Genomic DNA, 26,923 nt, shown 5'->3' with positions numbered 1-26,923 from the left:
GGTCCTTGGGGCCCGTCCTGCAGGCCTTGGCCCTGCGACCCTTGAATCGGTGACCCTGGCACAGAAGCCTGCGGCCCTAAACTCTTGGCCCTTTGCCCTTGGCCCTCGCCCGCTTACCCACTCGGCTCTTTGGGTCCTTAGGCCTGCGGTCTTGGCCCGTGAACTCTTGACCGCGCGTCTTTCATACCCTGGACCCTCTGCCCCCTGAACCCCCGTCCCTAGGCTCGGGGGAAGAGGAAGCCGGAAGAGGCTGCGGCCCTTCAGATGCCCCGGTTGACAGTGGCCCAGCCGGGGTGGCGTAGCCCGGGCGCACTTTGGGCTCCCTTTAGAACGGTGGGGGATCGTCGTCCGGCTTCTGGGTGCTTCTACCGGGCGGTTGCGGGGTTCCGGGTCCATGCTGCCGCGGTTGCGGGGTTCCGGGCTTTGGTGGGGTTGGCAGGTAGTCCAGTGCCGGGTCCGTTGCGTAGGTGCGGCCGGCAGGTGAGTTCCATTCGATGGTTCCAGGTTCTGGCTGGCGGGCCTTCCAGTGGCCCAGGGTTTTGAACCGGTGGTGTTTGGGACAGAGGTGTTCCAGGTTCGCGTGGTCTGTGGGACCCCCGCGTGAGTACGGGGTGGTGTGGTCGATCTCCGTGTGCGTGACGTTCACGGAGCAGCCGGGGAACCGGCAGGTTCCGTCCCGGGCCTGGAGCCAGCGTTTGAGTCCGGCCGGGATGCGTCGTGTTCGTCCGACGGTGAGGATTTCCCCGGTGGCGGGGTTCTGGAGCAGGGGTGTCCAGTGCAGGGCGTTGAGGATCATGGTGCGTGCGGTGTCGGCGCTGATGGGTCCGTAGCCGTTGAGTTCTGCCGGGTTTTCGTCCAGTCCGGCCAGGGTGTCCGCGTTGATCAGGACCATGACCTCGGTACGAACCCGGGAGCGGTTCTGGTTCTGGTTCGTGTTTTGGTTCCTGTTCCGGTGGGGATGCGTGGCTTCCTGGCCGGGGCTCCGCCGCGGGGCAACGGGTGCCTCCGTGGGGCCTGCCTGGACGGAGCCGGATCGGGAACCCGAGTCAGCGCGGGAATCGGCGTCAGCATGAGGACCAGGGGCGGTGCTGGAATCCGAGCCGGAGCCGGGGTAGGGCGCGTGACCGGGGTAGGAGTCGGTGCCGGGGTAGGGCCCGTGGCCGGAGCCAGTCCCAGGGCTGGAGATGATGCCGGGACTGGTATCCGTACCAGTGCCGGTCAAAGTTTCCTGGGCGGCCCTGAAAGCCGGAGAGCCTGTTCCTGATATGAAGCCACCTGCACCGGGAGGACTCTCAGCTGCTGGATCGCCTTCGAGGAGCAGTTCGGTGAGGGTGTCCGCGCGGAGCTGGTCCAGGGTGCGGGGATCCCCGGCGTGTTTGCTGGCTTTCGCCGCACTGGTCAGGGCAGCGAACATGGCTTGTCCTTTCTCGGCGGCGATGACCGCGCTGAGGCAGGACATGCCATCGGGCAGGGGCTGGAAGCTCACACGTCGTTTGTCCTTGGCCTGCCGGTGCCGGACAGGAATCAGGTCAGGAAAACGGGTTTCACGCAGCCTGCGGGCACGGCGTCCGAACCCGGCAGCGGTCCTGCCCTCCGCCGCAGCAAGCAGGTCGCGTTCGAACGCGCCCCGCACGGTGAGCACGGCACCGGACCCGTGATCGGCACCGGACGCGTCACTTCCGGGTTCGGTTCCGTGTCCTGTCCCTTCCGGCGCACCGGGTGGGTCCTGCGTGCCGGGCCCGTTTGCGCTGTCCTGCGCATCCGGGGTGTTCAGGCCGAGGTCCAGCTGGCCTGAGTCCCCATCAGCCGGTGGGCCGGCGCGCTCTGGACCTGTGTCACCGGAACCATTGCCGGGTGCTGTTTCCTCGAGGAGATCGGCGGGCAGGTTGTGGGTTTCGTCCAGAATGATGCGGGCGTGCTGCAGAGCGATCTTCCCCTCGGACAGCCGGGCCAGAGTCTCCGGGGTCTCAGAGCACAGCCGGGTGGATTCGCTGATGAGCTGCATCGCGCTCATGTGCGGGATGTTCAGTGCGGTGGAGGCTTCAGCGGCGGCGAGGCTCATGGCCAGGGCGGGTTCTTCCCGCCCGCCGGAGGCCTCGGCAATGTCCCTGGCGAAGAGCACTTCCAGCCGGGCAGCGACCCGGGCCTGCTGAGCCTGGGCCCAGGAGATGAGCATGCCCAGGCGCTGCAGCGCGGACACGGTCTCCTCGTATCCGAGGGTTTCCGGGCCGCGGAGGGAGAGCTGCCCAGCGAATCCCTGAGGCAGCGGCTCCGCATCGACAATGTCTGCCTGACCGGGATTAGCACGGAAGACAGCATCCGAGGGGACCGCGGCACCGCGATTTGGCTCTGACGAGTTCCTGCTGCCCGGACCACCTGGGCCACCTTGGTCTCCCGCTCCGCCCGGGCCACCTGGGTCTCCCGCTCCGTCCGGACCACCTGGGTCTCCCGCACCGCCCGGACCACCTGGGTCTCCCGCACCGCCCGGACCACCTGGATCTCTGGCACCGCCCGCCCTGCCGGGGCTGCCTGGGTCTCCCACACCGCGCGCGCTGCCGGGACCGCCGGGACCGCCGGAGCTGCCGGGGCATCCGGTACCAGCCGATTGTCCGGAACCGGGCGTGGAAACGGAACCGACAGAATCTCGTCTTGGTTCCGCACCGGTCGCACCCTGCTCTTCCCGGTCAGCTGACCGGGAAGACGGGGTGTCCGAGGAACCGTTCATACCCCAAGGCTCTCAGCTGCCACTGACATTCCGAGGGCAAAATCGGCCATTTTCAGACCAGCGGATTACCGGTGAATTACCTGCTTTGAAACGTCCGGGCTCCGCGCTTACAGGCCCTATCAGAAGGGGAAGAACCGCGTCTGCCAGCCGGGCGCAAGCCCGCCCCGCGCGTCCCGGCCCCGGCTTGGGTCCCGCCAGCAGGCGCCAGCCAGGCGCAAGCCCGCCCCGCGCGTCCCGGCCCCGGCTTGGGTCCCGCCAGCAGGCGCCAGCCAGGCGCAAGCCCAGCCCGGCACCAGCCAGGTGCAAGCCCAGTCCCAGCTGTGCCCAACCCAACCCTGCCCAGTCCCGACCTGCCCGACTCAAGTCACGGACCGCAACGTCACGGACCGCAACGTCACGGACCGCAACGCCTAAGAATGCGGGCACCAGGCCGTACCCGGAAGGTTCGGTATCACTCCCACGGAGGTTGCGTGCGTGGCCGAAGTTGAAGCTAGCCCTCGCCGCGCAGCTGAGCGACGCCGTCGTGCACCACTGCGCGCAGGTCACCGCCATTGGCTTCGGCAACCCGGCGCTGACGCTGATAGCCCGCACCGCGCTCAATGATGCCGGCAACATCGGCAAGTTCAGCACTACAGCCAAGCTTCTCGGCAACAGGAGCCAGCCGTGGAAGCACATCTTCAAGCAGATGCTCAGTAACCAGTTTTTCGTTGCCGGCAGCATCGAGAATGATGATCGCATCCAGACCGTAGCGCGCAGCACGCCACTTGTTCTCCTGAACATGCCACGGAGGCATGGTGGGAATGGTTCCGCCGTTCTCCAGAATGGTGGAGAACTCGTCGACCAGGCACTGGGTCAACGCGGCAATGGCACCAATATCGGTAGCGGTAGCCAGTCCATCGCAAACACGCATTTCGATTGTTCCCAACGCAGGAACCGGACGGATATCCCACCGGATCTCACTGATTGAATCGATGACACCCGTGGTGAACATGTCCTGCACGTAGGACTCGTACTCGTCCCAGGAACGGAACTGGAAGGGCAGGCCGGCAGTAGGAAGCTGCTGGAACATCAGGGCACGCTGGGAGGCGTAACCGGTGTCTTCCCCGGACCAGAACGGAGAGGATGCAGAAAGCGCCTGGAAGTGCGGAAAGTAATTGACCAGACCATCCAGAACCGGAAGGACCTTGTCCCTCGAATCCAGGCCTACATGGACGTGAACGCCGTAGATCAGCATCTGCTGGCCCCACCACTGCGTGCGGTCAATGAGCTTGGCATACCGCTCTTTGTCAGTGACAGGCTGGGAACGGGGAGCAGCAAACGGGTGGGTGCCGGCGCAGAAAAGCTCAACATTCATCCGGTCCGTTACCCGGCGGACGGCATCCATGGACCGGGCCAGGTCGGCCTTGGCCTCGGCCACGGTAGTGCAGATACCGGTAACGAGCTCGACAGTGTTCTCAAGCAGCTCCTGCTTGATATGGGGGTGCTCCTCGTCCGCACTCAGCGAAGGGTCTTCCTCATTGACTCCACGCAGGACTTCGTCGGCAACCGAAACCAGGTCACCGGTCTCCCGGTCGACCAGCGCCAATTCCCATTCGACTCCGAGCGTAGACTGCGCCGAGGAGGCAAACTCAATCTTCAATACATCTCTCCTGCTGTGTGCGTACCTTATGGATCATTTCGGTTCCGCACCCTTGCGTTTGAGAACCCGCTTCAATCCTAGCCCCGCCCCGGCAACTGCGGCTCCACCGTCGAATGCCCCGCCCGGAAGCGGGGATCCGACGGCGCCGCGCGGCTTGCGCTCCATGCGCACCACCCGCTTCGGCCGGGTCCCGCCGACTCCGTCGCAGCCGCCGACTTCGTACCGTAACGCTCTCCGCAGACAGGTAACCGCACGCGATAATGGACCAATGCCGATCCTGAACAAAGACATGACACTGTGCATCTCCCTCGCCGCCCGCCCGAGCAATATCGGCACCCGGTTCCACAACTACCTCTATGAACAGCTGGGACTGAACTTCATCTACAAAGCTTTCGCTCCGGCAGACCTAGCCCAGGCAGTGGCCGGCATTCGGGGCCTGCCCATCCGCGGCGCAGCAGTCTCCATGCCGTACAAGGAAGAGGTGATCGCGCTGGTGGACCGGATGGATCCCTCCGCAGCCGCCATCGACTCCGTTAACACCATCGTGAACGACGACGGCGTTCTCACCGCCTATAACACCGATTACCTCGCCATCGCGCGGCTGCTGGCAGACCACGAGGTCCCGCCATCCAGCTCGGTGCTGCTGCGCGGATCCGGAGGAATGGCAAAGGCCGTCGCGGCAGCTCTGCGCGACGCAGGATTCGGCGACGTCACCATCGTGGCCCGCAACGAAGGCACCGGACGGGCACTGTCCGACCTGTACGGATTCGCCTGGACCCCTGAGCCCGGTGAAGCAACCGCTGACCTGATTATCAACGTCACGCCGCTGGGCATGGCAGGGGCCGATGAAGACGTCCAGTCCTACGGCAGCGAAACCATTGCGGCCGCACAGACGGTGTTCGACGTCGTCGCGCTTCCCTCGGAAACGCCGCTGATCCGTACCGCCCGGGCTGCGGGCAAAAAGGTCATCACCGGCGCCGAAGTCATCGCGATCCAGGCAGAGGAACAGTTCGTCCTCTATACCGGGGTCCGTCCCACACCGGGGCAGGTGCGCGAAGCCAGTGAGTTCTCGCGCAGTTAACCGTCCACCGCAGAAGGCACCGGCTCGACGACAATGGCCACACGGTCCTCGCCAATCCGGGTGAGGACCAGGGTGGCCTTGTTCGGGCCCTTGCCCGATCCGGTGAGCAGCTGCTTGCGCAGCTCTTCGGGCGTAACGGCCATGCCCCGCTTCTTGATGTCCAGAACCCCGATGCCGTTGGCACGGACCCAGGCTTTCAGCGCCTTGACGTTGTAGGGGCGGACCTCCAGGATCCGGTAGGCACGGGCAAACGGCGTCTCCATCAGATCCGGAGCGGCGATGTAGGCGATCTGCGGGTCGAGCAGGTGCCCGCCCAGGGAACGCGCGACGTCGGCGACCAGGCCCGCGCGGATCACCGCGCCGTCGGGCTCATAAAGATAGCCTTCAGCCGGGCCGGTCCGAACGTCCTGTGCGCCTGGAACATAGTCCTCGTGCGAGGTCAGCTCAGCCGCACCGGCAGATCCAATCACCAGTGCTGCCCGGCGGATACCCGGACGGCGCAGCTCGTTGAACCACAGCGTGGCCTCGGTGACGTCGCCGCCGACGGAAACCCACTGGACTTCGCACCCCGCCGGAATCGACTCATGCGGGATGCCCGGCCCGAGCTTCACGCCAACCGGCATGCCCCGCTCGGCCAGGGATTCCACGAAGGATAGCGGAGGCGAGAAGGCCTCCGGGTCGAAGATGCGGGAGGTGCCCGACGTCGACGTCGTCCGCCGCGCCGGATCCAGCCACACGGCGTCGAACCCGGTCAGGTCAAAGGACTCCGCATCCCCCTGCACCACTTTCGCCTCGGGCCACGGCATCAGGTTGATCGTCGCCACGGCTGCGGTAATCTCATCGAGCTCGACGGCGGTGACCTGCCGGTCCAGCGTGGCCAGCGCCAGCGAGTCCGCGCCGATGCCGCAACCCAGGTCGGCAACCTTTTCCAGCCCTGCCTCCTGGTAGCGCTGGGCATGCAGGGCCGCCACGTTCAGGCGGGTGGCCTGCTCGAGCCCGGCAGGGGTGAAGAGCATGTGCTCGGCGAACGGCCCGAACTTTGCGCGGGCTTTCATCCGCAGCTTGGCCTGGGTGAGGACGGCAGCGACGAGCTCGGGGGAGTGCCCGGCCTTGCGCAGGTCGGTGTTCAGCTTCAGGGACTCGGACTCAAGGTACGGGCCGAGCGAGTTGAGCAGGGCCCAGCCTTCGGGGGTCAGGACGTGGGCAAGGGAAGTGTCGGGCATGGATACAAGCCTAGTTCGTCGGTAGCAGTGCGGGTTAGGCGTCCGAGGAGGGCAAGGCCCATGGGGAGTTTCCCCCATCGCACGAGCTGCAGCACCCGCCCTTGAACTCGATGATGTGAAGAGCAGCCCACCCACTTCGAGGTGCAGGGAGACACCCTGGTACAGGTCGTAGACCATGAGGGCGGAGACTTCGTCTATCCGATCGTCGCAGACCCCTGGCTCGGCCAGGACCTCTACTACACGCCCTACATCACCACTGTGTCCCAGGGGTACAAAGTCAACGTCACACCCCGTTCGTGGGGCCAGCAGTGGGCCGGTCCCGCCACCTGGTTCGCCCACCGCGATGTGCTCAGCGGCAGAAAGCTGGGCTGGGTCACGGCAGGAGAGGCAGGGCCATTCCTAGCGACTGCCGATCCGCGGAACGGCGGAGTGGCCCTTGAGCCTGAGCCTGTGTCGGCGGTTTGGGACACGCTGGTCGATTTCATCCTTGCGGCAGCCCAGGGAGCGTTCGACCCGCGGTAGGCGGCGGACCCTCCATGTGTACGCGAGCCATGGCACACGACCGGGTATGTTGGGGGCCATGACTGAGCTGGCTGTAGATCCCCTTGATGTCCTCCGCCTCCGCACCAGCGCCAAGTGGCGCACCTATCCGGAGGATGTTCTCCCGCTTTTCGTGGCGGAGATGGACTATCCCCTCGCGGCGCCCGTGGCCCGCGCGATGATCGAACGGATTGAAGCGTCTGACGTCGGCTACGTTTCCGGACCCGGTCCGGTGGGTCCGGCGTTCGCCGGCTTCGCGCAGCGGCGCTGGAACTGGGCAGTGGATCCGGAAGACGTACGGACCACCACGGACGTCAGCGTGGCCATCGTGGAGACCCTGCGCCAGGTTATCTCCCCGGGGGACGAGGTGGTCATCACCCCGCCGGTATATCCGCCGTTTTTCGATCTACCGGTGGAAGCAGGCGGCAAGGTCCGTGAGGTCCCGCTGCTGCAGGACGACGCCGGGTGGTCCCTCAACCTGGACGGGCTTGAAGCGGCGTTCGCCGGGGGTGCCCGGGCGCTGCTGCTGTGCAATCCGCACAACCCGCTGGGCCTGGTGCACCCGAAGGAAACGCTCGACGCCGTCGCCCGCCTTGCAGCGAAGTACGGCGCCACGGTGGTCAGCGACGAAATCCATGCACCGCTGGTCTACTCACCGGAGACCTTCACGCCTTTCCTCTCGGTTTCCGAAGAGGCCCGTGCCCACGGCGTGTGCGTCACGGCAGCAAGCAAGGGGTGGAACATTGCCGGATCAAAGTGTGCGCTGATGGTCGCCTCGGCTCCGGAGACCCGGTTGCTGCTGGATGAGATGCCGGAGGAAGTAGGTTTCCGGACCTCGATCCTCGGCCTGCACGGCACAGCGGCCGCATATGCCGACGGTGAGGAGTGGCTCGACGGCGTGCTGGCAGTCCTGGCCTCCAACCGGGAACTTCTCCGCGAGCTGCTGGCAGCAGAACTGCCGGGAGTGGGATACCGGATGCCGGACGCGAGCTATCTGGCCTGGCTGGATATGCGTGCACTGGGCTGGGGGACGGACCCGGCGGAGAATGCCCTGGACAAGGCCCGGGTAGCGCTGGAACCCGGACTGAAATTCGGGACGGCCGGTGCAGGCTATGTCCGATTGAACTTTGGCTGCGCACCGGAGGTCCTTGAGGAAGCTATCCACAGATTGAGCGCAGCCAGAGCCTGACTGCCCGGAAACCCGTACGCTCTCCGGAAAAGGAGCACGAAGCCGCCGGGTACAAGGGGCGTCCCGGCGTCGGCGGCATGCTGCTCCCGCACGACGTCGAGGGGTACTAGGAGGAGACATGCCGTTGAACGGATACAGCGTCAATCCCGAGGGCTGCGCCGGCATCCTCATCCAGGTGGAGGAAGACGAGAGCAGGCGCGCAGCGCTGGCCGCTCTGCGGGAGGGCATGGATTCAGCAAAGTCCGCCTGTAGGGGCGGTTCCGGAATCGTGGCGCAGGCGCTCGCCGAGGTGTGGCAGGACACTATGATCCGGCAGATGGAGGCTGCGGAGGCCCGCATTCATAACGCGGCCGAGGGCGTCCGGAAAGCCGTGTCCATTCTTGCGGGGGCAGACCAGGAAATGGCTGCAGCGGCGGAGACCGGCCTTGCTGAGCTGCAGGCCGGATTCTTGCGGGAACCTGAATTGGACAGGGCCAGCTGATGCCGATCGAGACATCCAGTCTCTTTGGCTGGTGTTCGCCGGATGCGGTGGAGAGCACGGCACCAGCAGTGAAACGGGGCGGGGAGGCATATCTCCACAGCGTGGAACGGGCCGGCGACACCTGGAAGCAGCTTGGATCGCACTACGCGGGGGACGGCTCTGGCGAGATGATCGGTGCGTATCGGAACACGGTACCTAACGCCGAAATGCTCGCGGACACAGCCCGGGTTGTCAGCACGGCGCTGACGGAATTCGCCGATGGAATTCGTTGCCTGAAAATCCGGCGGACGGCGCTCCTGGAACGAGTGGAAGCCGCAAACCTGCGCGCTGCGCAAGAGCAAGGGTCCGTCTGCCGCGCAGAGCCGGCATACACGCCACAGCCGGCAGCCACCGCGGACCTGCTGCTGCCGGCTGAAGTGGCGGGGCTGGCCGCCCAGTACCGGGCCCTGGAAGAGCAAACAACTGGAAGACTTAGATCCGCTTTTCGAGGTGACGGCTGGTTCCTGGACGCCGCAACGAGTATCCCCGCGACGGTTCTCTACGGAACAGCAGGCACAGGCATAAACGCCACTCAGGTTCGGCAGACAGCTGTTAGGGATATGCGGGCCGTGCCGTTGTACCGCCAATACCAAACTGCAGTACAACGTATGCGCATGGCCAGGGGGCGCTGGAAAACTGACCTGAAACCGACGGCCGCCTTTAGTTTTGACCTTCGCCCAAGACTCTCCAGGGATTTCTATAACCATTCGGTCTGGTATCGCAACCGGGTCAGGACGAATCCATCGAACTGGGTGTTGCCGGACAGGTTGAAAGACCTTGGCGCGGCGGCGAAAGGGATCAGGATTGGTGGCACCGGCGTACTCACCGCTGTTACAGCGGGATTCACCATTGCCGACGAGCGGAAGGACGCCTACAACGAATTACTGCAGTCGAACCCAGGATGGAGCAAGGAGGAACTCGATCGGCGGGCAAACATCGAGGGCGGGATCAAGGGCGGCACCAAGGTGGGTATCGACCTCACGGCTGCGGCCACGGGCGCACTCATTGGTACCGCAATCGGCGGACCGGCCGGTACTCTGATTGGCGCCGGAATCGGGATCGGGATTTCTGTGGTCACGTCAATGGAGTTCGAATTCCTGCGGGGCCGCACCCCGAAGGACTTTGCCGCTGATGGTGTCATGGAAGCCATCGATAACTTCGCCAACGGGTGGAACAAACTCTTCGGAGAATAGGATGCTCGCACCGCGCGAGCAACGGAAAATCCTGGGACCTTCGAGCAGGTCGGCCATCGGCAAAACAATGAACCTAAGGCAGGACATGGAATCTGAACCTAACGAGTGGATGCTTTCAGCTATCTTCTTTTTCCTGGGGATCGCCCCGTTTACAGGTGGTGTCCTGCTTTATACAAGGACGTTTGTTGGGCTGCTGATCCTGGATAGGTTCATGCCGGGGAAACCTTCACTGGCCACCACCTTCTTAGGGGCGTGGCTTCTTCTTATGGCTCCCCAGCATTTCGTGAACGAGACCGGTATTGATGCACTGATCATGCCCTACAGTGCTCTTCTTCTCGGATGTCTCGCCATCGGGCTCATGGGCTGGTTCTGGATGCCCAAGTTCCTCCAACCTAGGTGGATGAAAGAGGGAGACAAGTTGGAGGCGCGAGGGGAAGACCGGTTGTGAGGGACCTCTACGACTCGAACGGGAAAAGGAAGCAATGACGAATGCTGCCGGCGTCAGCTACGAACGGCTGCGCGGTTTCCGGGTTCCGCGCCCGGATGGCTGGGAGATCGTAGAGAGCCCCGGAAACATGATCGCCGTCGCACATCCAGCAGTACCCACCGGGATCTTTCGCCCCAACATGGTGCTGCGCTGGGCACCGGCCAACGGAATCTCGCCGGCCCGGTACGCAACCGCAGCGCTGGCCTCAACCATGCAGACAGCCCGGCAGGTACGCATCATCGCCCACGAGACCTGGCCGATGAATGGTCCGGAAGGTCCCGTGAGCGGCCGGCGGCAGCGCTTCGTGCACCAGGTGGAGCAGCATCCGGTCTGTGTGGACCGCTGGCTGTGGACCGCAGCCAACCGGGTTTTCGAAGCGACGGCAAGCTACACCGTTGGCCAGCTAGTAGGAATGAAGCTGCTGTTCGAACAGATGATCAAGGACCTGCAGATCGAAGCCGGAGGTGATGCCGGGGAGAGCCAGGAACGCAGTCTTATGGACACCATCGCGCCCACCGGGCCGCGGCTGGATGAAACCGCAACCAGGCTGGCCGGAGAGGACCGCGAAGACCTGGACCGTCTTGCAGCAGCTCAGCCCTACCGGGAACCGCCGCTTCTCCTGCCTATTCCTGCCCTGGAGCTGATGGACAGCGTGGCGGAGCGGAACCGGCTGGGTAGGTTCCAGCGCAGGGGCCCGGAACTCGCGGTGCTGCAGAACGCAGGTTTGCTGTACGCGGACAGCAGCCTGACGCCGGCAGGCACCGACTTCGTGGCACCGCTGCGCGACCCGGACGCAGCATTCAGCGTCACAGCGGCCGACGCACAAGGGGGTGCCATTCTCCAGGTGTGGATAGGCGGCGGAATCGGCAGGGTGACGGCGGAACCAACACGCTTCCACAGCGAATGCTCGCGGGTGCCGGGCCCGGACGAACTGGCCGTTCAGGTGCTTCAGGCCAACGCCGTCCCTAAAGCGATAGCGGACTGGCTGGGCTTCACACCTGCATGGAGCATTGCGCATGATCCGGTGGTCCTCACGACGGACCAGTACGAAGCGAGGATGAAGTCCCCGGAGGCAGAACCCCCGGAAAGCCTGGGAGAGGCGGCCAGGCGCATGTGGGAACAACCCTGGACTGAGTGGGAGATCCTCAATGAGGATACGGGCGGCTGGTTCGGATTCGTGAACGCGGGATCCGCAGGCCAGTACCGGCTGGGACCCGTTGCAGAGACGGGCACGGTGACCCTGGAGCCGGTAAGTTCGGCCGTAGTCTGGGATGTCCTGGTGCGGTTCATCCACGCCGCAGTTGAAGATACGCCCCTCTGGATCCCGGAGCTGACGGGCTTCGATGACCGGGCGGCAGACGGACGAGCCCCGGAAGGAAAGGTCTGGGAGGTGTACAGCTAGGCAGGTCGCGACCCGGCTCGGCCTTCCCCGGCGGTCCTCGAGGACTCGTCTAGGCGAAGTACACGCCGATCCGGTTGCCCTCGATTTCTTCGATCCGGATATCGATCTCATAGATGTCCTTCAGGACCTCCGGCTGCATGATCGCCGACGGCGGCCCCTGATGGAGCAGCTTGCCGTCCGCCATGGCAATGATGTCGTCCGAGTAGCAGGACGCGAAGTTGATGTCGTGGATGACCAGGACCACCGTTTTGCCAAGCTCATCGGTAAGCCTGCGCAGCAGCCGCATCATCTCCACGGAGTGCTTCATATCCAGGTTGTTGAGCGGCTCATCCAGCAGCAGGTAATCCGTGTCCTGCGCCAGCACCATGGCGATGAACGCCCGCTGGCGCTGGCCGCCGGACAGCTCGTCGACGAAGCGGTCGGCCAGTTCGGTGAGATCCAGGAAAGCCATGGCCTGCTCGATCTTGTCCCTGCAGACCGCCGTCGGACGCCCGCCGTTGTGCGGGTAACGGCCAAAGCCGACCAGGTCACGCACCGTGAGCCGGACGGTGAGGTGGTTGTCCTGCCGGAGGATCGCCATCTTGCGGGCCAGATCCTTGCCCGGGGCAGAAGAGACGTCCAGGCCGTCCACGGTGACCGAACCGGCGTCGGCCTTCAGCAGACGGCTCATGATTGACAGCAGCGTGGACTTGCCGGCGCCGTTGGGTCCGATGATTGAGGTGACGCCGCCTTCCTTGATGTGGCAGCTCACCCCGTCCACAACGGCGGTGGAACCGTAGGTCTTGGTGACGCCGGTGACCTGGATCATTTGAGGGAGCCTTTCAGGAGCAGAATCAGGAAGACGATTCCGCCAACGAATTCAATGACAATGCTCAGCGCGGTATCGAAGGCAAAGATGCGTTCGAGGACCAGCTGGCCGCCCACCAGGGCAATGATGCCCAGCAGGACGGCGATGGGAACCACGGCTGTGTGGGAGAAATGGGAGCACAGCTGGTAGGCCAGTGATGCCACCAGCAGGCCGAAGAAGGTCACCGGGCCAACCAGCGCAGTGGAAACGGCAACCAGGACCGAGCAGATTACCAGCACACCGGTCACGGAACGCTTGTGGTTCACTCCCAGGTTGATGGAGGTGTCCCGCCCCAGGGACATCACATCGAGGGAGTGCCGCATCCGCCAGGCGGGAACGCTGACGATTGCCACGGCGATGAGCGAATAGCCCAGCAGCGCGCCGTCGACATTGTTAAAGGACGCGAAGAACAGGTCCTGCAGGATGATGAACTCGCTGGGCTCGATCAGTCGCTGCAGCAGGGAGGACATGCCGCGGAACATCGTGCCGAGCACGATTCCCACCAGCAGCATCAGGTGCAGGGACTTACCGCCGCCGGTGAAGAGCCAGCGGTAGAGCAGGAAGGAGAAGCCCACCATCAGGGCCACTTCCATTCCGTAGCGGAGCGGTTCGGACATGGAGAGCACCAGCCCGCCGCCGAAGGTGAACACCAGAACGGTCTGGATCAGCACGTACAGGGCATCGAAGCCCATGATCGACGGCGTCAGGATCCGGTTGGCGGTCACGGTTTGGAACAGAACGGTGGAAACCCCGACGGCGTAGGCCACCAAAATCATGGAACCCACCTTGATGGCGCGGCGCGGCAGCACGTAGCCGATGTTTCCGCGCAGCTCGATGGTCATGAAGACGGCGACGAGCACCGCGGCAACTACGGAGAGGGCAATGATCCAGAAACGGGGGGAGAGGTTCCGCACCGGGCGGCGGCGCTGCACCGTCATTGCCGAGGGCAGGACGCTGGTGGGGGAACTAGGCACTGGCGGAGCGCTTTCTCAGGAGCAGGTAAAGGAACAGGACGCTGCCCACGGCGGCAACGATCACGCCCACGGGGATTTCATACGGGTAGCGGATGGTCCGGCCGATGACGTCGCAGGCAAGTACAAAACCCGCACCGAAAATCGCAACCCAGGGGATGGCCCGGCGGACGTTGTCTCCCACCAGGAGGGAGACAAGGTTGGGCACGATGAGTCCCAGGAACGGCACGGAACCAACACTGACGACGACGACGGCGCTGATCAGGGACACGATAATCAGGCCGAGGGTCATCACGCGGTTGTAGTTCAGGCCGAGGTTGGTGGTGAACTCCTGGCCCATGCCGGCCACGGTGAACCGGTCCGCGGCAAGGAAGCCGATCAGGGTGAGGGCGCCGACAATCCAGAGCAGCTCGTACCGTCCGCGCAGGACGCCGGAGAAGTCACCGGTCATCCACGAATTCAGCGTCTGGAGCAGGTCGAAACGGTAGGCGAAGAAGGTAGTGACGGCGGCGATGACGCCTCCGAGCATGATGCCGACGAGGGGAACGATCAGCGTGTTGCGCAGCGGGATACGGCGCAGGATCAGCAGGAAGAGGGCGGTTCCGGCCACGGCGAAGAGCGTGGCGGTGGACATTTTCAGGAACAGCGACGCGCCGGGAAGAAGGACCGTGACCACGAGGATGCCAAGCGAGGCGGACTCGATGGTGCCGACCGTGGACGGTTCAACGAACTTGTTCCGTGCCATCAGCTGCATGATCAGTCCGGCCACGCTGAGGGCCATCCCGGCGAGAATGATGCTCAGCGTCCGCGGGACCCGGCTGACCCACAAGATGTTCCAGGCATGTTCGTCGCCGGCCAGCAGTGAGGACAGGGAGACGTCGCTGACCCCCACGAACATGCTGACGACGGCGAGTGCGAGGACACCGGCACCGCCAAGGACCAGCATCGCTGCGGGACCGGGGACCCGCCTCCGCGGTCCGAAGTCAGCGGCGGACGCGGACGGTGCCGTAGCTGCTGGGCTGATCTGTGTTGTCATGAGGGTTCCGTCTCCCCCGCTGGCCGGGACCGTCCGTAGACGGTCCCGGCCAGCGGGGATCTAGCAGGTATGGGGACGGTTAAGAGATGCCGTCCTGGACAGCGCTGATCATGGCTTCAACGTTGTTCAGGCCGTAGCCCACGAGGTACCAGCTGGAGGAATCGAGCATGGTGATGCGGTCATTCCTGGCAGCGTTGGTGCCCATGACGAGCTCGTTGTCCAGGACCGCGGAGGCGACCTCGCCTGCGTTTCCGACTGCGACGTCGCGGTCGATGACGAACAGGTTGTCCGGGTTGGTTTCGGCGACGTATTCGAAGGATACGGATTCGCCGTGCTGTGCTTCGGACTTGATGTCGGCTGCGGTGGCGACACCCAGGACGTCGTGGATCAGGCCGAAGCGCGAGCCTGCGCCGTAGGCGGTCATTTCACCGCCGCTGGTCATGATGATCAGGCCGTTGCCGGCGTCGGCAGAGGTTGCTTTCGTTTCCTCGACCTTCGAGTCGATGGCGGCAAGCTTCTCCTCGACCTCGGCTTCCTTGCCAAAGATCTCGCCCAGGGTCTCGGTGTTGGAAACGAAGGAGTTCCACGGGTCCGCAGCATCGGTGCTGAGGTCGATCGTCGGAGCGATCTTGGAGAACTCGTCGTAGGAGTCGGCCGTGCGGCCGGACATGATGATCAGGTCCGGGGCCCCGGCGCTGATAGCTTCGAAGTCCGGCTCCTTCATGCTGCCGATTTTCTCGTAGTCATCCGAGCCGTACTTTGCGAGGCTTTCGGGGTAGTTCGCGGCAGGAACGCCGTCCACCTCGATGCCCAGGGCGTCGAGCGTGTCCAGGGCGCCGAGGTCGAACGTGTAGACGACCTCAGGGTTCACGGGGACCTCCGTGGTGCCCTGCGTGTGTTCCACGGTAACGGTGGCTGACTCCGCGGATGCCGGTTCGGCGGCGCCGGTCTCTGAGCCGCAGGCGCTGACAGCGAGCAGGGAAACCAGGGCGGTTCCGGCAAGCAGCCGGGACTTAAGGGTGGTCTTCACTTTGGGGGTGCTCCAGATGATCTCTTCGGTTTGGCCTGCCGGGGATGCCTCCACCATTAGGTCACAAAATCGTTTGCTAATTTTGCGCGCCTCTGAAAACTATCTTGTTAGGCAAGGCTAAGCAACTTGCGTGTCGGCCCGCGGGTAACGTGCGGTTCCACTGCCCGGTCTTCCGGTTCTGCTCGCGCCGAATATTCTTGGAGGCTTTGCTGGCACTCACCTTGACCGAGTGCTAACCGTTGCATAAAGTCGGAGCTAGCACTCCCCTTGTGAGGGTGCTAATTCCTGAGGGAAGCGCCCACCGGCACCCGCGACGACGGCAAGCGCCTACCGACGGTCCACAAACCCGTTAGTAACTAAGCAAAGGAGAGCCCGAGTGTCGGTCTCTATTAAGCCCCTTGAGGATCGCATCGTTGTTCGCCCGCTCGAAGCTGAGCAGACCACGGCCTCCGGCCTGGTTATCCCGGACACCGCTAAGGAAAAGCCCCAGGAAGGTGAAGTCGTAGCAGTCGGCCCCGGCCGCGTGGACGACAACGGCAACCGTGTGCCGATCGATGTTGCCGAAGGCGACGTCGTCATCTACTCGAAGTACGGCGGAACCGAGGTCAAGCAGGGCGGCCAGGAGTACCTGGTGCTCTCGGCACGCGACGTGCTGGCCATCGTCGTCAAGTAAGTCTTTGAAGACCCCGGCCAGATTCGGCCGGGGTCTTCTTTTGTAGATGTAGTTCTCGAAAGGACACACACATGGCAAAGCAGTTGGAGTTCAACGACTCCGCCCGTCGTTCACTGGAAGCCGGTGTCGACAAGCTCGCCAACACCGTCAAGGTCACCCTCGGCCCGCGCGGCCGCAATGTGGTGCTCGCCAAGACCTGGGGCGCACCCACCATCACCAACGACGGCGTCACGATCGCCCGCGAGGTCGAACTCGACGATCCGTATGAGAACCTTGGCGCCCAGCTGGCCAAGGAAGTTGCCACCAAGACCAATGATGTTGCCGGCGACGGCACCACCACCGCAACGGTCCTGGCCCAGGCACTGGTCAAGGAAGGCCTGCGCAACGTAGCCGCGGGTGCCGCTCCCGGCGCTCTCAAGCACGGCATCGAAACCGCTGTTGAAGCAGTAGCCGCACGCCTGCTGGAGAATGCCAAGGAAGTTGAAGGCAACCAGGTTGCCCACGTGGCAGCCATCTCCGCGCAGAGCGAGGAAGTTGGCCAGCTGCTGGCCGAGGCTTTCGACAAGGTCGGCAAGGACGGCGTCATCACCATCGAGGAATCCTCCTCGACGTCCACCGAACTGGTCATCACCGAAGGCATGCAGTTCGACAAGGGCTACCTCTCGCCGTACTTCGTCACCGACGCCGAGCGCCAGGAAGCCGTCCTCGAAGACGCGCTCATCCTGGTCAACTCCGGCAAGATCTCCTCGGTTGCCGAATTCCTGCCGCTGCTGGAAAAGGCACTGCAGGCCTCCAAGCCGCTGTTCATCATTGCCGAGGACGTGGACGGCGAAGCCCTCTCCACCCTGGTGGTCAACAAGATCCGCGGCACGCTGAACGTGGTTGCCGTCAAGGCTCCGGGCTTCGGTGACCGCCGCAAGGCCATGATGCAGGACATCGCCACCCTGACCGGTGCCCAGGTTGTGTCCCCGGACCTCGGCCTGAAGCTGGACCAGGTTGGCCTGGAGGTGCTGGGTTCCGCCCGCCGCATCACCGTCACCAAGGACAACACGACGATCGTGGACGGCGCCGGATCCGAAGCTGACGTTGCCGACCGCGTGGCGCAGATCCGCGCCGAGATCGAGCGCACCGATTCCGACTGGGACCGCGAGAAGCTCCAGGAGCGCCTTGCCAAGCTCTCCGGCGGCATCGGCGTGATCAAGGTGGGCGCTGCAACCGAGGTTGAGCTGAAGGAAAAGAAGCACCGCATCGAGGACGCCGTGTCCTCCACGCGTGCTGCCCTGGAAGAGGGCATCGTCGCCGGCGGCGGTTCCGCGCTGGTGCACGCATCCCACGCACTGGATACCGATGCGGAGGTGGCAAAGCTCGACGGCGACGCCGCCACTGCCGTTGGCCTGGTCCGCCGTGCGCTGGCCCAGCCGCTGCGCTGGATCGCAGAGAACGCCGGCGCCGAGGGCATGGTTGTTGTGTCCAAGGTGGGCGAGCTTGAAGTCAACAACGGCTTCAACGCTGCCACGGGCGAATACGTGAACCTGATCGAAGCCGGCGTCATTGACCCGGTCAAGGTCACTCGCTCCGCCCTGCGGAACGCCGCGTCCATCGCCGCGCTGGTCCTGACCACCGAGGCACTCGTCGTCGAAAAGCCGACTGACGAGGAAGATGACCACGGCCACAGCCACTAGGTCCGGGCTGGGCTAAAGGCCCCGTCAGGCGCGGTTTTCTCCGCGGCTGGCGGGGCCTTCGTCCGTTCCGGGAGCGGCCTCGGGGCCACGGGATTCAGCCTTGACACGGTCCGGCCGGTAAACTCGTGCGGTATTTGCCGCTTTGAAAGGACACCAGCAAGTGTCAGCACCCATGCAGCACGCTGCCGCTTTGGAATCCCCGCAGGCCCCGAAACCGCGCGCGGCCGAACGACGCTACCGGCCCGAAGTCCAGGGGGTGCGCGCCCTCGCCGTGGTCCTCGTGGTCCTCTACCACGTCTGGCTCGGCAGGGTCTCCGGGGGAGTGGACGTCTTCCTGCTGATCTCCGCGTTCCTACTGACCGGGTCCTTTGTCCGGAAGGCCGAAAGCGGCAGGCCGCTCGCCCTGGGCAGGTACTGGCTGCACCTGTTCAAGCGGCTGCTGCCCGCCGTCGCCGTCGTCCTGCTGGCAGTGCTCGCCGCCGCGGCGGCACTCCTGCCGCCCAGCGCCCGCCAGGACCTGATTGGGCAGTCCTGGTCCTCGCTCTTCTATTTCCAGAACTGGACCCTGGCCAACAACGCCGTCGACTACCTGGCAGCAGACCATAGCGCGGCCAGCCCGCTGCAGCACTTCTGGTCCCTGTCCATCCAGGGGCAGGTCTTCATCCTCTGGCCGCTGATCTTCGCCGCGGCGCTGCCGGTGTCCCGGCTCATTGGCAGGAGTTACCGGTCCGTGCTGGCCGTGGTCTTCACGGCCGTGTTCGCCGTGTCCCTGGCATATTCAATCTGGCAGACGGGAGCCAACCAGGCCTATGCCTACTTCGATACCCGGACCAGGCTGTGGGAATTCGCACTGGGCTCCCTGCTGGCGCTGGCCCTGCCGTACCTGCGCCTGGGCCGGCGCGCCCGCATCCTGATCGGGTGGACGGGCGTGACCGCCATGCTCAGCTGCGGCATCATCCTGCAGGTCCAGCAGCAGTTCCCCGGCTACCTCGCGCTCTGGCCCACCCTGGCCGCGGCCATGGTGATCGCTGCCGGGGACACCGGCAGCCGCGCCGGCGCAGACCGGCTGCTGAAGACCGGGCCGCTGGTGAACCTGGGGGACAATTCCTACGCCCTCTACCTGTGGCACTGGCCGGTGCTGGTGTTCTGGCTGATTGCCTCCAAACAGGAGAACGCCGGGCTGGTTGACGGCGCCGTCGTCATTGCCGTGTCGCTGCTGCTGGCCGTGCTTACCACCAAACTGGTGGAAGGCCCGCTCCGCGGCTGGTCCTGGCCGCAGGGCTCGCCGTGGCGCTCGGCAGTGGTGCTGGCGGCCTCGTTCGCCCTCGTCGCCGCGCCGCTGACCGGCTGGCAGGAACGCTTGGATGCGCAGGCAGAAGCCGTGCGGCTGCAGTCCATCGCGGACAATCCCGGCGCGCTGTCCCTGGACCCTGACTACGAAACCGCCTCTTCCACCCAGGCACTCGTCAAACCTGCGCCGTCGGAAATGGACGGGGAATGGGCGCAGCTGGACGAAGCGTGCGGGGAAGGCACGGCACCGGAGGCCGGCAGCGTGCTGGAAGAGCACTGCAAACAGATCGGCACAGCCGAGGGCGCCCGGAAAACCGTAGTGGTGCTGGGTGACTCCCACGCCATGCAGTGGACCGCAGCGCTGGGCCCGGTGGCACGCGCCAACGACTGGCACGTGGTGACTGTCCTGAAGATGGGCTGCCGCTACGGAGCCGAAGACCCGGACCGGTCCGAAGACTGCAACGCCTTCAACCAGGCCGCGGGGGAGTACGTCCTGGACCTGATGCCGGACGCTGTGTTCACCGTCGCGTCCTTGACGCAGGAATCCAGTCCGGATGAAACCCTGGCCGGAGGCTACGAGGACGGCGTCCGGGGATTCGCCGAGGCCGGCATCCAGGTCCTCGCCATGCGGGACAACCCGAGGTTCGAGTTCGACATGTTCAAGTGCCTTGAATCCAACGGCTTCGACGTGCATGCCTGCTCCGTTCCGCGCAGCCGGCTGCTCGCGGAAGCCTCTCCGCTGGAAGGACTCGAGGCGCGTATTCCGGGCGTGCGGGTGCTGGACATGAGTGACCAGTTCTGTTTCGAGAACGCCTGCCCGGGGATTATCGGCAACGTGATCGTCTACAAGGACCACGACCACCTGAACCGCACCTACCTGGAGACCACCTCCCATGTGCTGGCCGAACGCATCCTGGCCGCCACCGGCTGGGAAGGCGTCACAGTGCCCGGAACCACATAGCCCAAAGCACCCCGAGGAATAGGGAGGCCTGCTCTTTTCGTTCTACGATTAGATAAACGCGGGCGTGTTGTCCCAGCCACCCCACAAAATCTCCGGTCCCGAAAGAGGCGCGCACTTGAGCCAGCAGTCCCCAGAACACGATCCGTTCGGCTTCGTCGGACTTACGTATGACGATGTCCTTCTGCTGCCCGGTCCCACGGACGTCATCCCCTCCGAGGCGGACACCAGCTCCCGCCTGACCAAGCGGATCACCGTGCAGACCCCGCTGCTCTCCGCCGCGATGGACACGGTCACCGAATCGCGCATGGCGATCGCCATGGCCCGCCACGGCGGCCTGGGCGTCATCCACCGCAACCTTTCCATTGCCGACCAGGCAGAGCACGTGGACCGGGTCAAGCGCAGCGAATCCGGCATGATCACCAACCCGGTCACCATTGACCCGGACGCCACCCTGCAGGAACTCGATGACCTCTGCGCGCACTTCCGCGTCTCCGGCCTGCCGGTAGTTGACCCGGAGAACAAGCTGCTGGGCATCGTCACCAACCGGGACACCCGCTTCATCCCGCATTCCGAGTACGCCAGCCGCAAGGTCGGCGAAGTCATGACGCGGATGCCCCTGATCACCGGCCGCGTGGGAATCACCCCGGAAGAGACCGTCGAGCTGCTGGGCAAGAACAGGATCGAGAAGCTTCCGCTGGTGGACGACGACGGCCGCCTCCAGGGCCTGATCACAGTCAAGGACTTCGACAAGGCCGAGCAATACCCGCTGGCTACCAAGGACGACGAAGGCCGGCTCCGCGTCGGCGCCGCCGTCGGCTTCTTTGGTGACGGCTATGAGCGCGCCATGGCCCTGGTGGACGCCGGCGTGGACGTCCTGGTGGTGGACACCGCCAACGGCCACAGTGCCGGCGTGCTGGAAATGATCGCCCGCCTAAAGAAGGATCCCGCAGCGGCGCACGTGGACGTCATAGGCGGCCAGGCAGCCACCCGCGAAGGCGCCCAGGCGCTGATCGACGCCGGTGCTGACGCGATCAAGGTGGGCGTAGGCCCGGGCTCCATCTGCACCACCCGGGTGGTGGCCGGCGTGGGCGTACCGCAGGTCACCGCCATCTACGAGGCAGCCAAGGCAGCCATTCCTGCCGGTGTTCCGGTCATCGCAGACGGGGGCCTGCAGTACTCGGGAGACATCGGCAAGGCCATCGTGGCCGGCGCCGATACGGTGATGCTCGGCGGCCTGCTGGCAGGCTCCGCCGAAAGCCCCGGAGACCTGGTGTTCGTGAACGGCAAGCAGTTCAAGACCTACCGCGGCATGGGCTCCCTGGGCGCCATGCAGACCCGCGGGAAGAACACGTCCTACTCCAAGGACCGCTACTTCCAGGCCGACGTGCCCAGCGACGAAAAGCTGATCCCCGAAGGAATTGAGGGCCAGGTGCCCTACCGCGGCCCGCTGTCCGCCGTCGCGCACCAGCTCGTGGGAGGCCTGCGCCAGACCATGTTCTACACCGGTGCCCACACCATCGCGGAGCTGAAGGCCAAGGGCCGCTTTGTCCGGATCACGTCCGCCGGGCTCAAGGAGTCCCATCCGCACGACATCATGATGACTGCCGAAGCGCCGAACTACGGCCGCCGCTAAAATATGCCGAAGACAGAAGCAGGCACCGTCTCCCCGGGGACGGTGCCTGCTTCTTTTAGCGACTGGGATAACCTAGAGCAGTGACTAACGAGATAGAGATCGGCCGTGGCAAGCGTGGGCGCAGAGCCTATTCCCTGGATGACGTAGCGATTGTGCCTTCCCGGCGCACCCGCGATCCCCAGGACGTCTCGGTCAGCTGGCAGATAGACGCCTACCAGTTCGAAATGCCCGTCATCGGCGCTCCGATGGACTCGGTGATGTCTCCGGCGTCCGCCATCGCCCTGGGCCGCCTGGGAGGCCTGGGGGTCCTGAACCTCGAGGGCCTCTGGACCCGGTACGAGGATCCGCAGCCGATCCTGGACGAAATCGCTGTCCTCAGTGAAGAGAACTTCAATCCCTCGGCCACCCGCAGGCTCCAGGAGATCTACACCGCGCCGATCCAGGCTGAACTGATCACCTCCCGCCTGGCCGAAATGCGCGACGCCGGCGTGACCGTAGCCGGCTCCCTGACCCCGCAGCGCACCCAGGAGTTCTACAAGACCGTCCTGGCCGCCGGCGTGGACATTTTCGTGATCCGCGGTACGACCGTCTCCGCGGAACACGTCTCCAAGAACGTTGAACCGCTGAACCTCAAGCAGTTCATCTACGAACTGGACGTTCCCGTGATCGTTGGCGGGGCTGCCGGCTACACTCCGGCCCTGCACCTGATGCGCACCGGTGCGGCCGGAGTCCTGGTTGGCTTCGGCGGCGGCGCAACCACCACCACGCGGCGGGCGCTGGGCATCCACGCCCCCATGGCCACGGCCATCTCAGACATCGCCGAAGCCCGCCGGGACTACATGGATGAGTCCGGCGGCCGGTACGTCCATGTGATTGCCGACGGCGGCATGGGCACCAGCGGCGACATCATCAAGGCGATCGCCATGGGTGCGGACGCCGTGATGCTCGGCTCCGCCCTGGCGCGCGCCGAGGAAGCGCCCGGCCGCGGCTGGCACTGGGGGCAGGAAGCCCACCACAGCGAACTTCCGCGCGGAGACAGGGTCCACCTGGACACCATTGGTCCGCTGCAGGAAGTCCTCTGGGGTCCCTCGCACCACACCAACGGAACCTCCAACCTGATGGGGGCACTGAGGCGGGCGATGGCCACTACCGGTTACTCTGACCTCAAGGCGTTCCAACGGATCGACGTCTTGGTGTCGCCATACCTTTACAACACCTGAGCAAGACCAACCCCAGCACGTCGGGGCACGCTTCAGAGAGGATCAAGACCATGGCAACAGATGCACTTAGTCCGGAATACCGCGAAGAAGCTCTGCACAGGCTGCGCTCGACGGCGGAGCCCGGCGGCCAGCTTGACGTCCTGATCGTTGGCGGCGGTGTGGTTGGCGCAGGTGCTGCGCTGGACGCCGTGACCCGCGGGCTGAAGGTCGGCATGGTCGAAGCCCGCGACTGGGCTTCCGGAACGTCTTCACGGTCCTCGAAGCTCATCCACGGCGGCCTGCGCTACCTCGAGATGCTGGACTTCGCGCTGGTCCAGGAAGCGCTCAAGGAACGCGGGCTCCTGCTGCAGCGCATCGCGCCGCACCTGGTGAAGCCCGTACCGTTCCTCTACCCGCTGACCAAGCGTTTCGTGGAGCGACCCTACGTAGGGGCCGGGATTTTCCTCTACGACACCCTCGGCATGACGTCCGGCAACTCCCGCGGCGTGCCCATGCAGAAGCACCTCTCCAAGCGCAGCACCCTGCGGGCGGCTCCGAGCCTCAAGGATGACGCCATGATTGGCTCCATCCGGTACTACGACGGCCAGGTGGATGACGCCCGGTACGTGGCCAACATGGTCCGCACCGCGGCGCACTACGGGGCCTCCGCCGTGAACCGGCTCTCCGTCGTCGACTTCCTCCGTGAGGGGGAGCGCGTCGTCGGCGCCCGTGTGCGCGACCAGGAGACGGGCGAAGAGTTCGATATCGCCGCCAGCCAGGTGGTCAACGCCACCGGCGTCTGGACGGACGAGACCCAGGCCATGGTCACCGACCGCGGCCAGCTGAAGGTCCGTGCCTCCAAGGGCATCCACCTGGTGGTTCCGCGGGACCGCATCCAGTCCACCGTGGGCATGATCCTGCGCACCGAGAAATCTGTGCTCTTTGTCATTCCGTGGGGACGCCACTGGATTATCGGCACCACGGACACCGACTGGAACCTGGACAAGTCCCATCCGGCCGCAACGTCCGCGGACATCGACTACCTGCTCGAACACGTCAACCGGGTCCTGAAGCGCCCGCTGACCCGCGAGGACGTCGAAGGCGTCTACGCCGGGCTGCGTCCGCTGCTGGCAGGGGAGAACGACTCCACGGCCAAGCTCTCGCGCGAACACGTCGTCGCCCACCCCGTGCCCGGCCTGGTGGTCGTGGCCGGCGGCAAGTGGACCACGTACCGCGTCATGGCCAAGGACGCGGTGGACGAAGCTGCCCGGGCACTGGATGAGAAGGTGCCCGAATCCTGCACCCAGACCATCCCGCTGCTTGGCGCCGTCGGCTACAAGGCCGCCTGGAACCGGCGCCACCGGACCGCCGATGAATACGGCATCCATGTTGTCCGCGTGGAACACCTGCTCAACCGCTACGGTTCCCTTGCGGGCGAGGTCCTGGACCTGATCGCCGCGGATGCTTCGCTGGGCGAACCGCTTCCCGGAGCGGACGACTACCTGGGCGCCGAGGTTGTGTACGCCACCACCCATGAGGGTGCCCGCCATATTGAGGACGTGCTCGCACGCCGCACCCGGATTTCCATCGAGTCCTGGGACCGCGGCGTCTCGGCCGCGCCGGTCGTCGCGAAGCTGATGGCACCCATCCTCGGCTGGGACGACTCCCGGGCGGAGGAGGAAGTGCGCCACTACCTCGCCCGCGTGGAAGCAGAACGGCTGAGCCAGGAACAGCCCGACGACGTCTCCGCCGACGCCGCCCGGCTGGCCGTCCAGGATATCGCCCCGCGCTGACGCGGAGCACCGGCACATGAGTGAACTTAGCCTGAACGCGTCCGGCGCCGTCCTTACCGAGCCCGAAATGGTGATCCTGGAAATGGAGGCCAAGGACAGGGACGACGCCGCGGCGCAGCTGGCGGAGCGGATCTACGCCCAGGGCCGCCTGCTGGACCTGGGCGGTTTCCTCAAGGACGTCGCCGCCCGGGAGCACCAAATGGCAACGGGGCTGCCCGGCGGCATTGGGCTGCCCCATGCCCGCAGCAGGCACGTGGTGAAGACTTCGATCGCGGTGGGTGTCTGCAGGTACGGACACAGCGTGGACTTCGGGGCGTCAGACGGACCCGCTACGGTGGTGCTGCTGATCGCAACACCGGCAGCAGCCTACTCGGAGCATCTGGAGGTCCTGGCCACGCTGGCCCGGTCCCTGTTCCGGCCGGCCTTCCGGGATTCGCTGCGCCGGGCTCAGGATCCGGAGGTCATTGCTGAGCTCATCAATTCTTCGCTGGTGTTCTTCGACCACTGAGCAGCCCGGGAGGCGCCATTGGGTTTTCTACACGACTACGAAGTACCGTTAAGTCGTGCTTAAGACTGCCCTGAAACCGCGCTGGATCGCAGGACTCCTGTTTGCCCTGGCTATATCCACCGTGTTTGTGCTGCTCTCCGAGTGGCAGTTTTCGGCAGCCGAAAGCGAGGGCCCGGCGCCCGCGGAGGACACTGAAGCGGTCCGTCCGCTGACCGGGGTCCTCACCCCGGGAGAACCCCTGTACGGCAGCCAGGCAGACCAAATGGTCACGTTCACCGGATCCTTCGATCCCGAGGACCAGGTCCTGATTGCGAACCGGCTGCTGGACGGCGAGGAGGGCTACTGGGTAGTTACCCCCTTCGATGTCGACGGCGCCCCGCAGGACGCCTCGATTCCCGTGGTCCGCGGCTGGACGGAAGAGCAGGGAGACGCCGGTACCGCACCCTCCGGCGAAATCACCGTCACCGGCAGGCTGCTGCCGCCGGAAGCCCCGATTGCCGGACCGGTGCCCGCGGGCACCGTTGCCGCGCTTTCAAGTGCTGAACTCGGCAACATCTGGGACAAGCCGCTCTATTCCGCCTTTGTGACCGCGCATCAGACCACGGCGAATGGTGCCCCGGTCGAATCCGGGCTGCAGACCGTCACCGTAGCGCCGCAGCCGCAGGAAACCACGATCAACTGGCTGAATATCTTCTACGCCGTTGAGTGGGTGGTCTTTGCCGGATTCTCCGTCTTCCTGTGGTGGCGGCTGCTGGCCGATTCGCACCAGCGCAGCCTCGAAGAGGACGAGTACGAAGACGACGAATACGAAGACGACGAGTACGACGAAGAACCAGGCACAACTAGCAGTGAGGTAAAGAATTGAGCGACCCCGCAGTGACCCGGCCGCCCCGCCCCAGGAAGAAGAAGCGCCGTTTTGGGGGCACCCACGCGCAGATTCGAACGGCTCTGGCGTTTTACAAGGTCTCATCCTGGGTAACGGGCATCTTCTTGCTGCTGCTGGTGGCCGAAATGGTCATGAAGTACATGCTCCAGATTCCGCCCGTGATCGTGGGAGGCCTGAACCTCTACACCGCGGTCCTCATCGCGCACGGCTGGCTGTACGTGGTCTACCTTTTCGCCGATTTCCGGCTGTGGCAGCTGATGCGCTGGCCGTTCTCGAAGTTCATCGTGATTGCTCTCGGCGGCGTGGTGCCGTTCCTCTCCTTCATCGTGGAAGCCCGCACCCACAAGCAGGTTCTCGCGGAACTGGCAGCCCACCCCGAGGCCGCCAAGCGCTACTAGGCTCCATCCGGGACACC

Annotated in this window: 23 protein-coding genes; 16 read left to right on the top strand and 7 right to left on the bottom strand. The window is 64.9% G+C overall.

All coding sequences use genetic code 11. The annotated features are described in order from the left end of the window. Nucleotides 1-325 precede the first annotated feature (325 nt). Together ITX31_RS06870 and ITX31_RS06865 are read right to left on the bottom strand one after the other, a co-directional pair. The gene (locus ITX31_RS06870) at nt 326-2,200 is read right to left on the bottom strand and encodes an HNH endonuclease (RefSeq protein WP_194782723.1); all 1,875 of its coding nucleotides are present in this window, start codon (nt 2,198-2,200) and stop codon (nt 326-328) included. A gap of 1,015 nt (nt 2,201-3,215) precedes the next feature. Next, entirely contained in the window at nt 3,216-4,364 is a 1,149-nt protein-coding gene (locus tag ITX31_RS06865) for a glutamate--cysteine ligase (RefSeq protein WP_194782722.1), read from the bottom strand. A 268-nt stretch (nt 4,365-4,632) separates the two neighbouring features. Between ITX31_RS06865 and ITX31_RS06860 the strand changes: the two genes are divergently transcribed. Next, nucleotides 4,633-5,445, top strand: a complete 813-nt coding sequence (locus ITX31_RS06860; protein ID WP_194782721.1) for a shikimate 5-dehydrogenase — start codon at nt 4,633-4,635, stop codon at nt 5,443-5,445. Here ITX31_RS06860 and ITX31_RS06855 read toward each other — a convergent pair. Beyond that, nucleotides 5,442-6,668 carry a class I SAM-dependent methyltransferase gene (locus ITX31_RS06855; RefSeq protein ID WP_194782720.1) on the bottom strand — a complete coding sequence of 409 codons (1,227 nt, stop codon included), beginning with the start codon at nt 6,666-6,668 and terminating at the stop codon, nt 5,442-5,444. The genes ITX31_RS06860 and ITX31_RS06855 overlap by 4 nt on opposite strands. Nucleotides 6,669-6,809: 141 nt before the next feature. On the opposite strand from ITX31_RS06855, the gene ITX31_RS06850 reads away from it, so the two are divergent. The 6 genes from ITX31_RS06850 to ITX31_RS06825 all read left to right on the top strand — a co-directional run bounded on the left by ITX31_RS06850 (nt 6,810) and on the right by ITX31_RS06825 (nt 11,999). Further along, complete coding sequence (locus ITX31_RS06850) at nt 6,810-7,190, top strand: hypothetical protein (RefSeq protein ID WP_194782719.1); 381 nt, start codon at nt 6,810-6,812, stop codon at nt 7,188-7,190. Nucleotides 7,191-7,248: 58 nt separating this feature from the next. Next, entirely contained in the window at nt 7,249-8,397 is a 1,149-nt protein-coding gene (locus ITX31_RS06845) for a MalY/PatB family protein (RefSeq protein ID WP_194782718.1), read from the top strand. Between the two features lie 118 nt (nt 8,398-8,515). Beyond that, nucleotides 8,516-8,878 (top strand): DUF6507 family protein, encoded by a 363-nt coding sequence (locus ITX31_RS06840; RefSeq protein WP_194782717.1) that lies wholly within the window; start codon nt 8,516-8,518, stop codon nt 8,876-8,878. Beyond that, nucleotides 8,878-10,110 (top strand): hypothetical protein, encoded by a 1,233-nt coding sequence (locus ITX31_RS06835; RefSeq protein ID WP_194782716.1) that lies wholly within the window; start codon nt 8,878-8,880, stop codon nt 10,108-10,110. The genes ITX31_RS06840 and ITX31_RS06835 overlap by 1 nt, the downstream gene beginning before the upstream one ends. 85 nt (nt 10,111-10,195) lie before the next feature. Then, nucleotides 10,196-10,558: a hypothetical protein gene (locus tag ITX31_RS06830; protein ID WP_194782715.1), complete on the top strand. Its 363-nt coding sequence runs from the start codon at nt 10,196-10,198 to the stop codon at nt 10,556-10,558. A gap of 34 nt (nt 10,559-10,592) precedes the next feature. Continuing rightward, nucleotides 10,593-11,999: a hypothetical protein gene (locus tag ITX31_RS06825; protein WP_194782714.1), complete on the top strand. Its 1,407-nt coding sequence runs from the start codon at nt 10,593-10,595 to the stop codon at nt 11,997-11,999. 49 nt (nt 12,000-12,048) lie between these two features. On the opposite strand, the gene ITX31_RS06820 is transcribed toward ITX31_RS06825, so the two are convergent. The 4 genes from ITX31_RS06820 to ITX31_RS06805 all read right to left on the bottom strand — a co-directional run bounded on the left by ITX31_RS06820 (nt 12,049) and on the right by ITX31_RS06805 (nt 15,883). Then, entirely contained in the window at nt 12,049-12,807 is a 759-nt protein-coding gene (locus ITX31_RS06820; protein WP_194782713.1) for an ABC transporter ATP-binding protein, read from the bottom strand. After that, nucleotides 12,804-13,784 (bottom strand): iron chelate uptake ABC transporter family permease subunit, encoded by a 981-nt coding sequence (locus ITX31_RS06815; RefSeq protein WP_194783548.1) that lies wholly within the window; start codon nt 13,782-13,784, stop codon nt 12,804-12,806. The genes ITX31_RS06820 and ITX31_RS06815 overlap by 4 nt, the downstream gene beginning before the upstream one ends. 28 nt (nt 13,785-13,812) lie before the next feature. Next, nucleotides 13,813-14,853 (bottom strand): ABC transporter permease, encoded by a 1,041-nt coding sequence (locus ITX31_RS06810; protein WP_194782712.1) that lies wholly within the window; start codon nt 14,851-14,853, stop codon nt 13,813-13,815. Between the two features lie 79 nt (nt 14,854-14,932). Next, nucleotides 14,933-15,883 carry a siderophore ABC transporter substrate-binding protein gene (locus tag ITX31_RS06805; protein ID WP_416354810.1) on the bottom strand — a complete coding sequence of 317 codons (951 nt, stop codon included), beginning with the start codon at nt 15,881-15,883 and terminating at the stop codon, nt 14,933-14,935. 376 nt (nt 15,884-16,259) lie between these two features. Between ITX31_RS06805 and groES the strand changes: the two genes are divergently transcribed. From groES to ITX31_RS06760, 9 genes are all read left to right on the top strand, one after another. Continuing rightward, nucleotides 16,260-16,556 (top strand): co-chaperone GroES, encoded by a 297-nt coding sequence (gene groES / locus ITX31_RS06800; protein WP_055239413.1) that lies wholly within the window; start codon nt 16,260-16,262, stop codon nt 16,554-16,556. Nucleotides 16,557-16,627: 71 nt separating this feature from the next. Further along, a complete protein-coding gene (gene groL, locus ITX31_RS06795) occupies nt 16,628-18,238 on the top strand; it encodes a chaperonin GroEL (RefSeq protein WP_194782710.1) in 1,611 nt (536 codons plus the stop codon). Nucleotides 18,239-18,398: 160 nt separating this feature from the next. Beyond that, nucleotides 18,399-20,489, top strand: a complete 2,091-nt coding sequence (locus tag ITX31_RS06790; RefSeq protein ID WP_323745605.1) for an acyltransferase family protein — start codon at nt 18,399-18,401, stop codon at nt 20,487-20,489. Between the two features lie 115 nt (nt 20,490-20,604). Next, complete coding sequence (guaB, locus tag ITX31_RS06785) at nt 20,605-22,122, top strand: IMP dehydrogenase (RefSeq protein ID WP_194782709.1); 1,518 nt, start codon at nt 20,605-20,607, stop codon at nt 22,120-22,122. An 80-nt stretch (nt 22,123-22,202) separates the two neighbouring features. After that, complete coding sequence (locus ITX31_RS06780) at nt 22,203-23,342, top strand: GuaB3 family IMP dehydrogenase-related protein (protein ID WP_194782708.1); 1,140 nt, start codon at nt 22,203-22,205, stop codon at nt 23,340-23,342. A 50-nt stretch (nt 23,343-23,392) separates the two neighbouring features. Beyond that, nucleotides 23,393-25,114: a glycerol-3-phosphate dehydrogenase/oxidase gene (locus ITX31_RS06775; RefSeq protein ID WP_194782707.1), complete on the top strand. Its 1,722-nt coding sequence runs from the start codon at nt 23,393-23,395 to the stop codon at nt 25,112-25,114. 16 nt (nt 25,115-25,130) lie between these two features. Then, nucleotides 25,131-25,622, top strand: coding sequence for a PTS sugar transporter subunit IIA (locus tag ITX31_RS06770; RefSeq protein ID WP_194782706.1), 492 nt, complete (start codon nt 25,131-25,133; stop codon nt 25,620-25,622). A 55-nt stretch (nt 25,623-25,677) separates the two neighbouring features. Continuing rightward, the gene (locus ITX31_RS06765; RefSeq protein WP_194782705.1) at nt 25,678-26,487 is read left to right on the top strand and encodes an SURF1 family protein; all 810 of its coding nucleotides are present in this window, start codon (nt 25,678-25,680) and stop codon (nt 26,485-26,487) included. Then, the gene (locus ITX31_RS06760) at nt 26,484-26,906 is read left to right on the top strand and encodes a DUF3817 domain-containing protein (RefSeq protein ID WP_194782704.1); all 423 of its coding nucleotides are present in this window, start codon (nt 26,484-26,486) and stop codon (nt 26,904-26,906) included. The genes ITX31_RS06765 and ITX31_RS06760 overlap by 4 nt, the downstream gene beginning before the upstream one ends. Nucleotides 26,907-26,923: the final 17 nt, after the last annotated feature.

Source organism: Arthrobacter gandavensis, assembly GCF_015355785.1.
Taxonomy (GTDB): domain Bacteria; phylum Actinomycetota; class Actinomycetes; order Actinomycetales; family Micrococcaceae; genus Arthrobacter_B; species Arthrobacter_B gandavensis_A.
The sequence above is the reverse complement of the archived record's forward strand: the minus strand, read 5'-3'. Positions and strand labels throughout refer to the sequence as shown.

Bases quoted from the DNA above. Each gene is read 5' to 3' on its own strand.
- ITX31_RS06860 (WP_194782721.1), top strand. From the start codon at position 4,633: ATGCCGATCCTGAACAAAGACATGACACTGTGCATCTCCCTCGCCGCC.
- ITX31_RS06855 (WP_194782720.1), bottom strand. From the start codon at position 6,668: ATGCCCGACACTTCCCTTGCCCACGTCCTGACCCCCGAAGGCTGGGCC.
- ITX31_RS06845 (WP_194782718.1), top strand. From the start codon at position 7,249: ATGACTGAGCTGGCTGTAGATCCCCTTGATGTCCTCCGCCTCCGCACC.
- ITX31_RS06840 (WP_194782717.1), top strand. From the start codon at position 8,516: ATGCCGTTGAACGGATACAGCGTCAATCCCGAGGGCTGCGCCGGCATC.
- ITX31_RS06835 (WP_194782716.1), top strand. From the start codon at position 8,878: ATGCCGATCGAGACATCCAGTCTCTTTGGCTGGTGTTCGCCGGATGCG.
- ITX31_RS06830 (WP_194782715.1), top strand. From the start codon at position 10,196: ATGGAATCTGAACCTAACGAGTGGATGCTTTCAGCTATCTTCTTTTTC.
- ITX31_RS06825 (WP_194782714.1), top strand. From the start codon at position 10,593: ATGACGAATGCTGCCGGCGTCAGCTACGAACGGCTGCGCGGTTTCCGG.
- ITX31_RS06820 (WP_194782713.1), bottom strand. From the start codon at position 12,807: ATGATCCAGGTCACCGGCGTCACCAAGACCTACGGTTCCACCGCCGTT.
- ITX31_RS06815 (WP_194783548.1), bottom strand. From the start codon at position 13,784: ATGACGGTGCAGCGCCGCCGCCCGGTGCGGAACCTCTCCCCCCGTTTC.
- ITX31_RS06810 (WP_194782712.1), bottom strand. From the start codon at position 14,853: ATGACAACACAGATCAGCCCAGCAGCTACGGCACCGTCCGCGTCCGCC.
- groL (WP_194782710.1), top strand. From the start codon at position 16,628: ATGGCAAAGCAGTTGGAGTTCAACGACTCCGCCCGTCGTTCACTGGAA.
- ITX31_RS06775 (WP_194782707.1), top strand. From the start codon at position 23,393: ATGGCAACAGATGCACTTAGTCCGGAATACCGCGAAGAAGCTCTGCAC.
- ITX31_RS06770 (WP_194782706.1), top strand. From the start codon at position 25,131: ATGAGTGAACTTAGCCTGAACGCGTCCGGCGCCGTCCTTACCGAGCCC.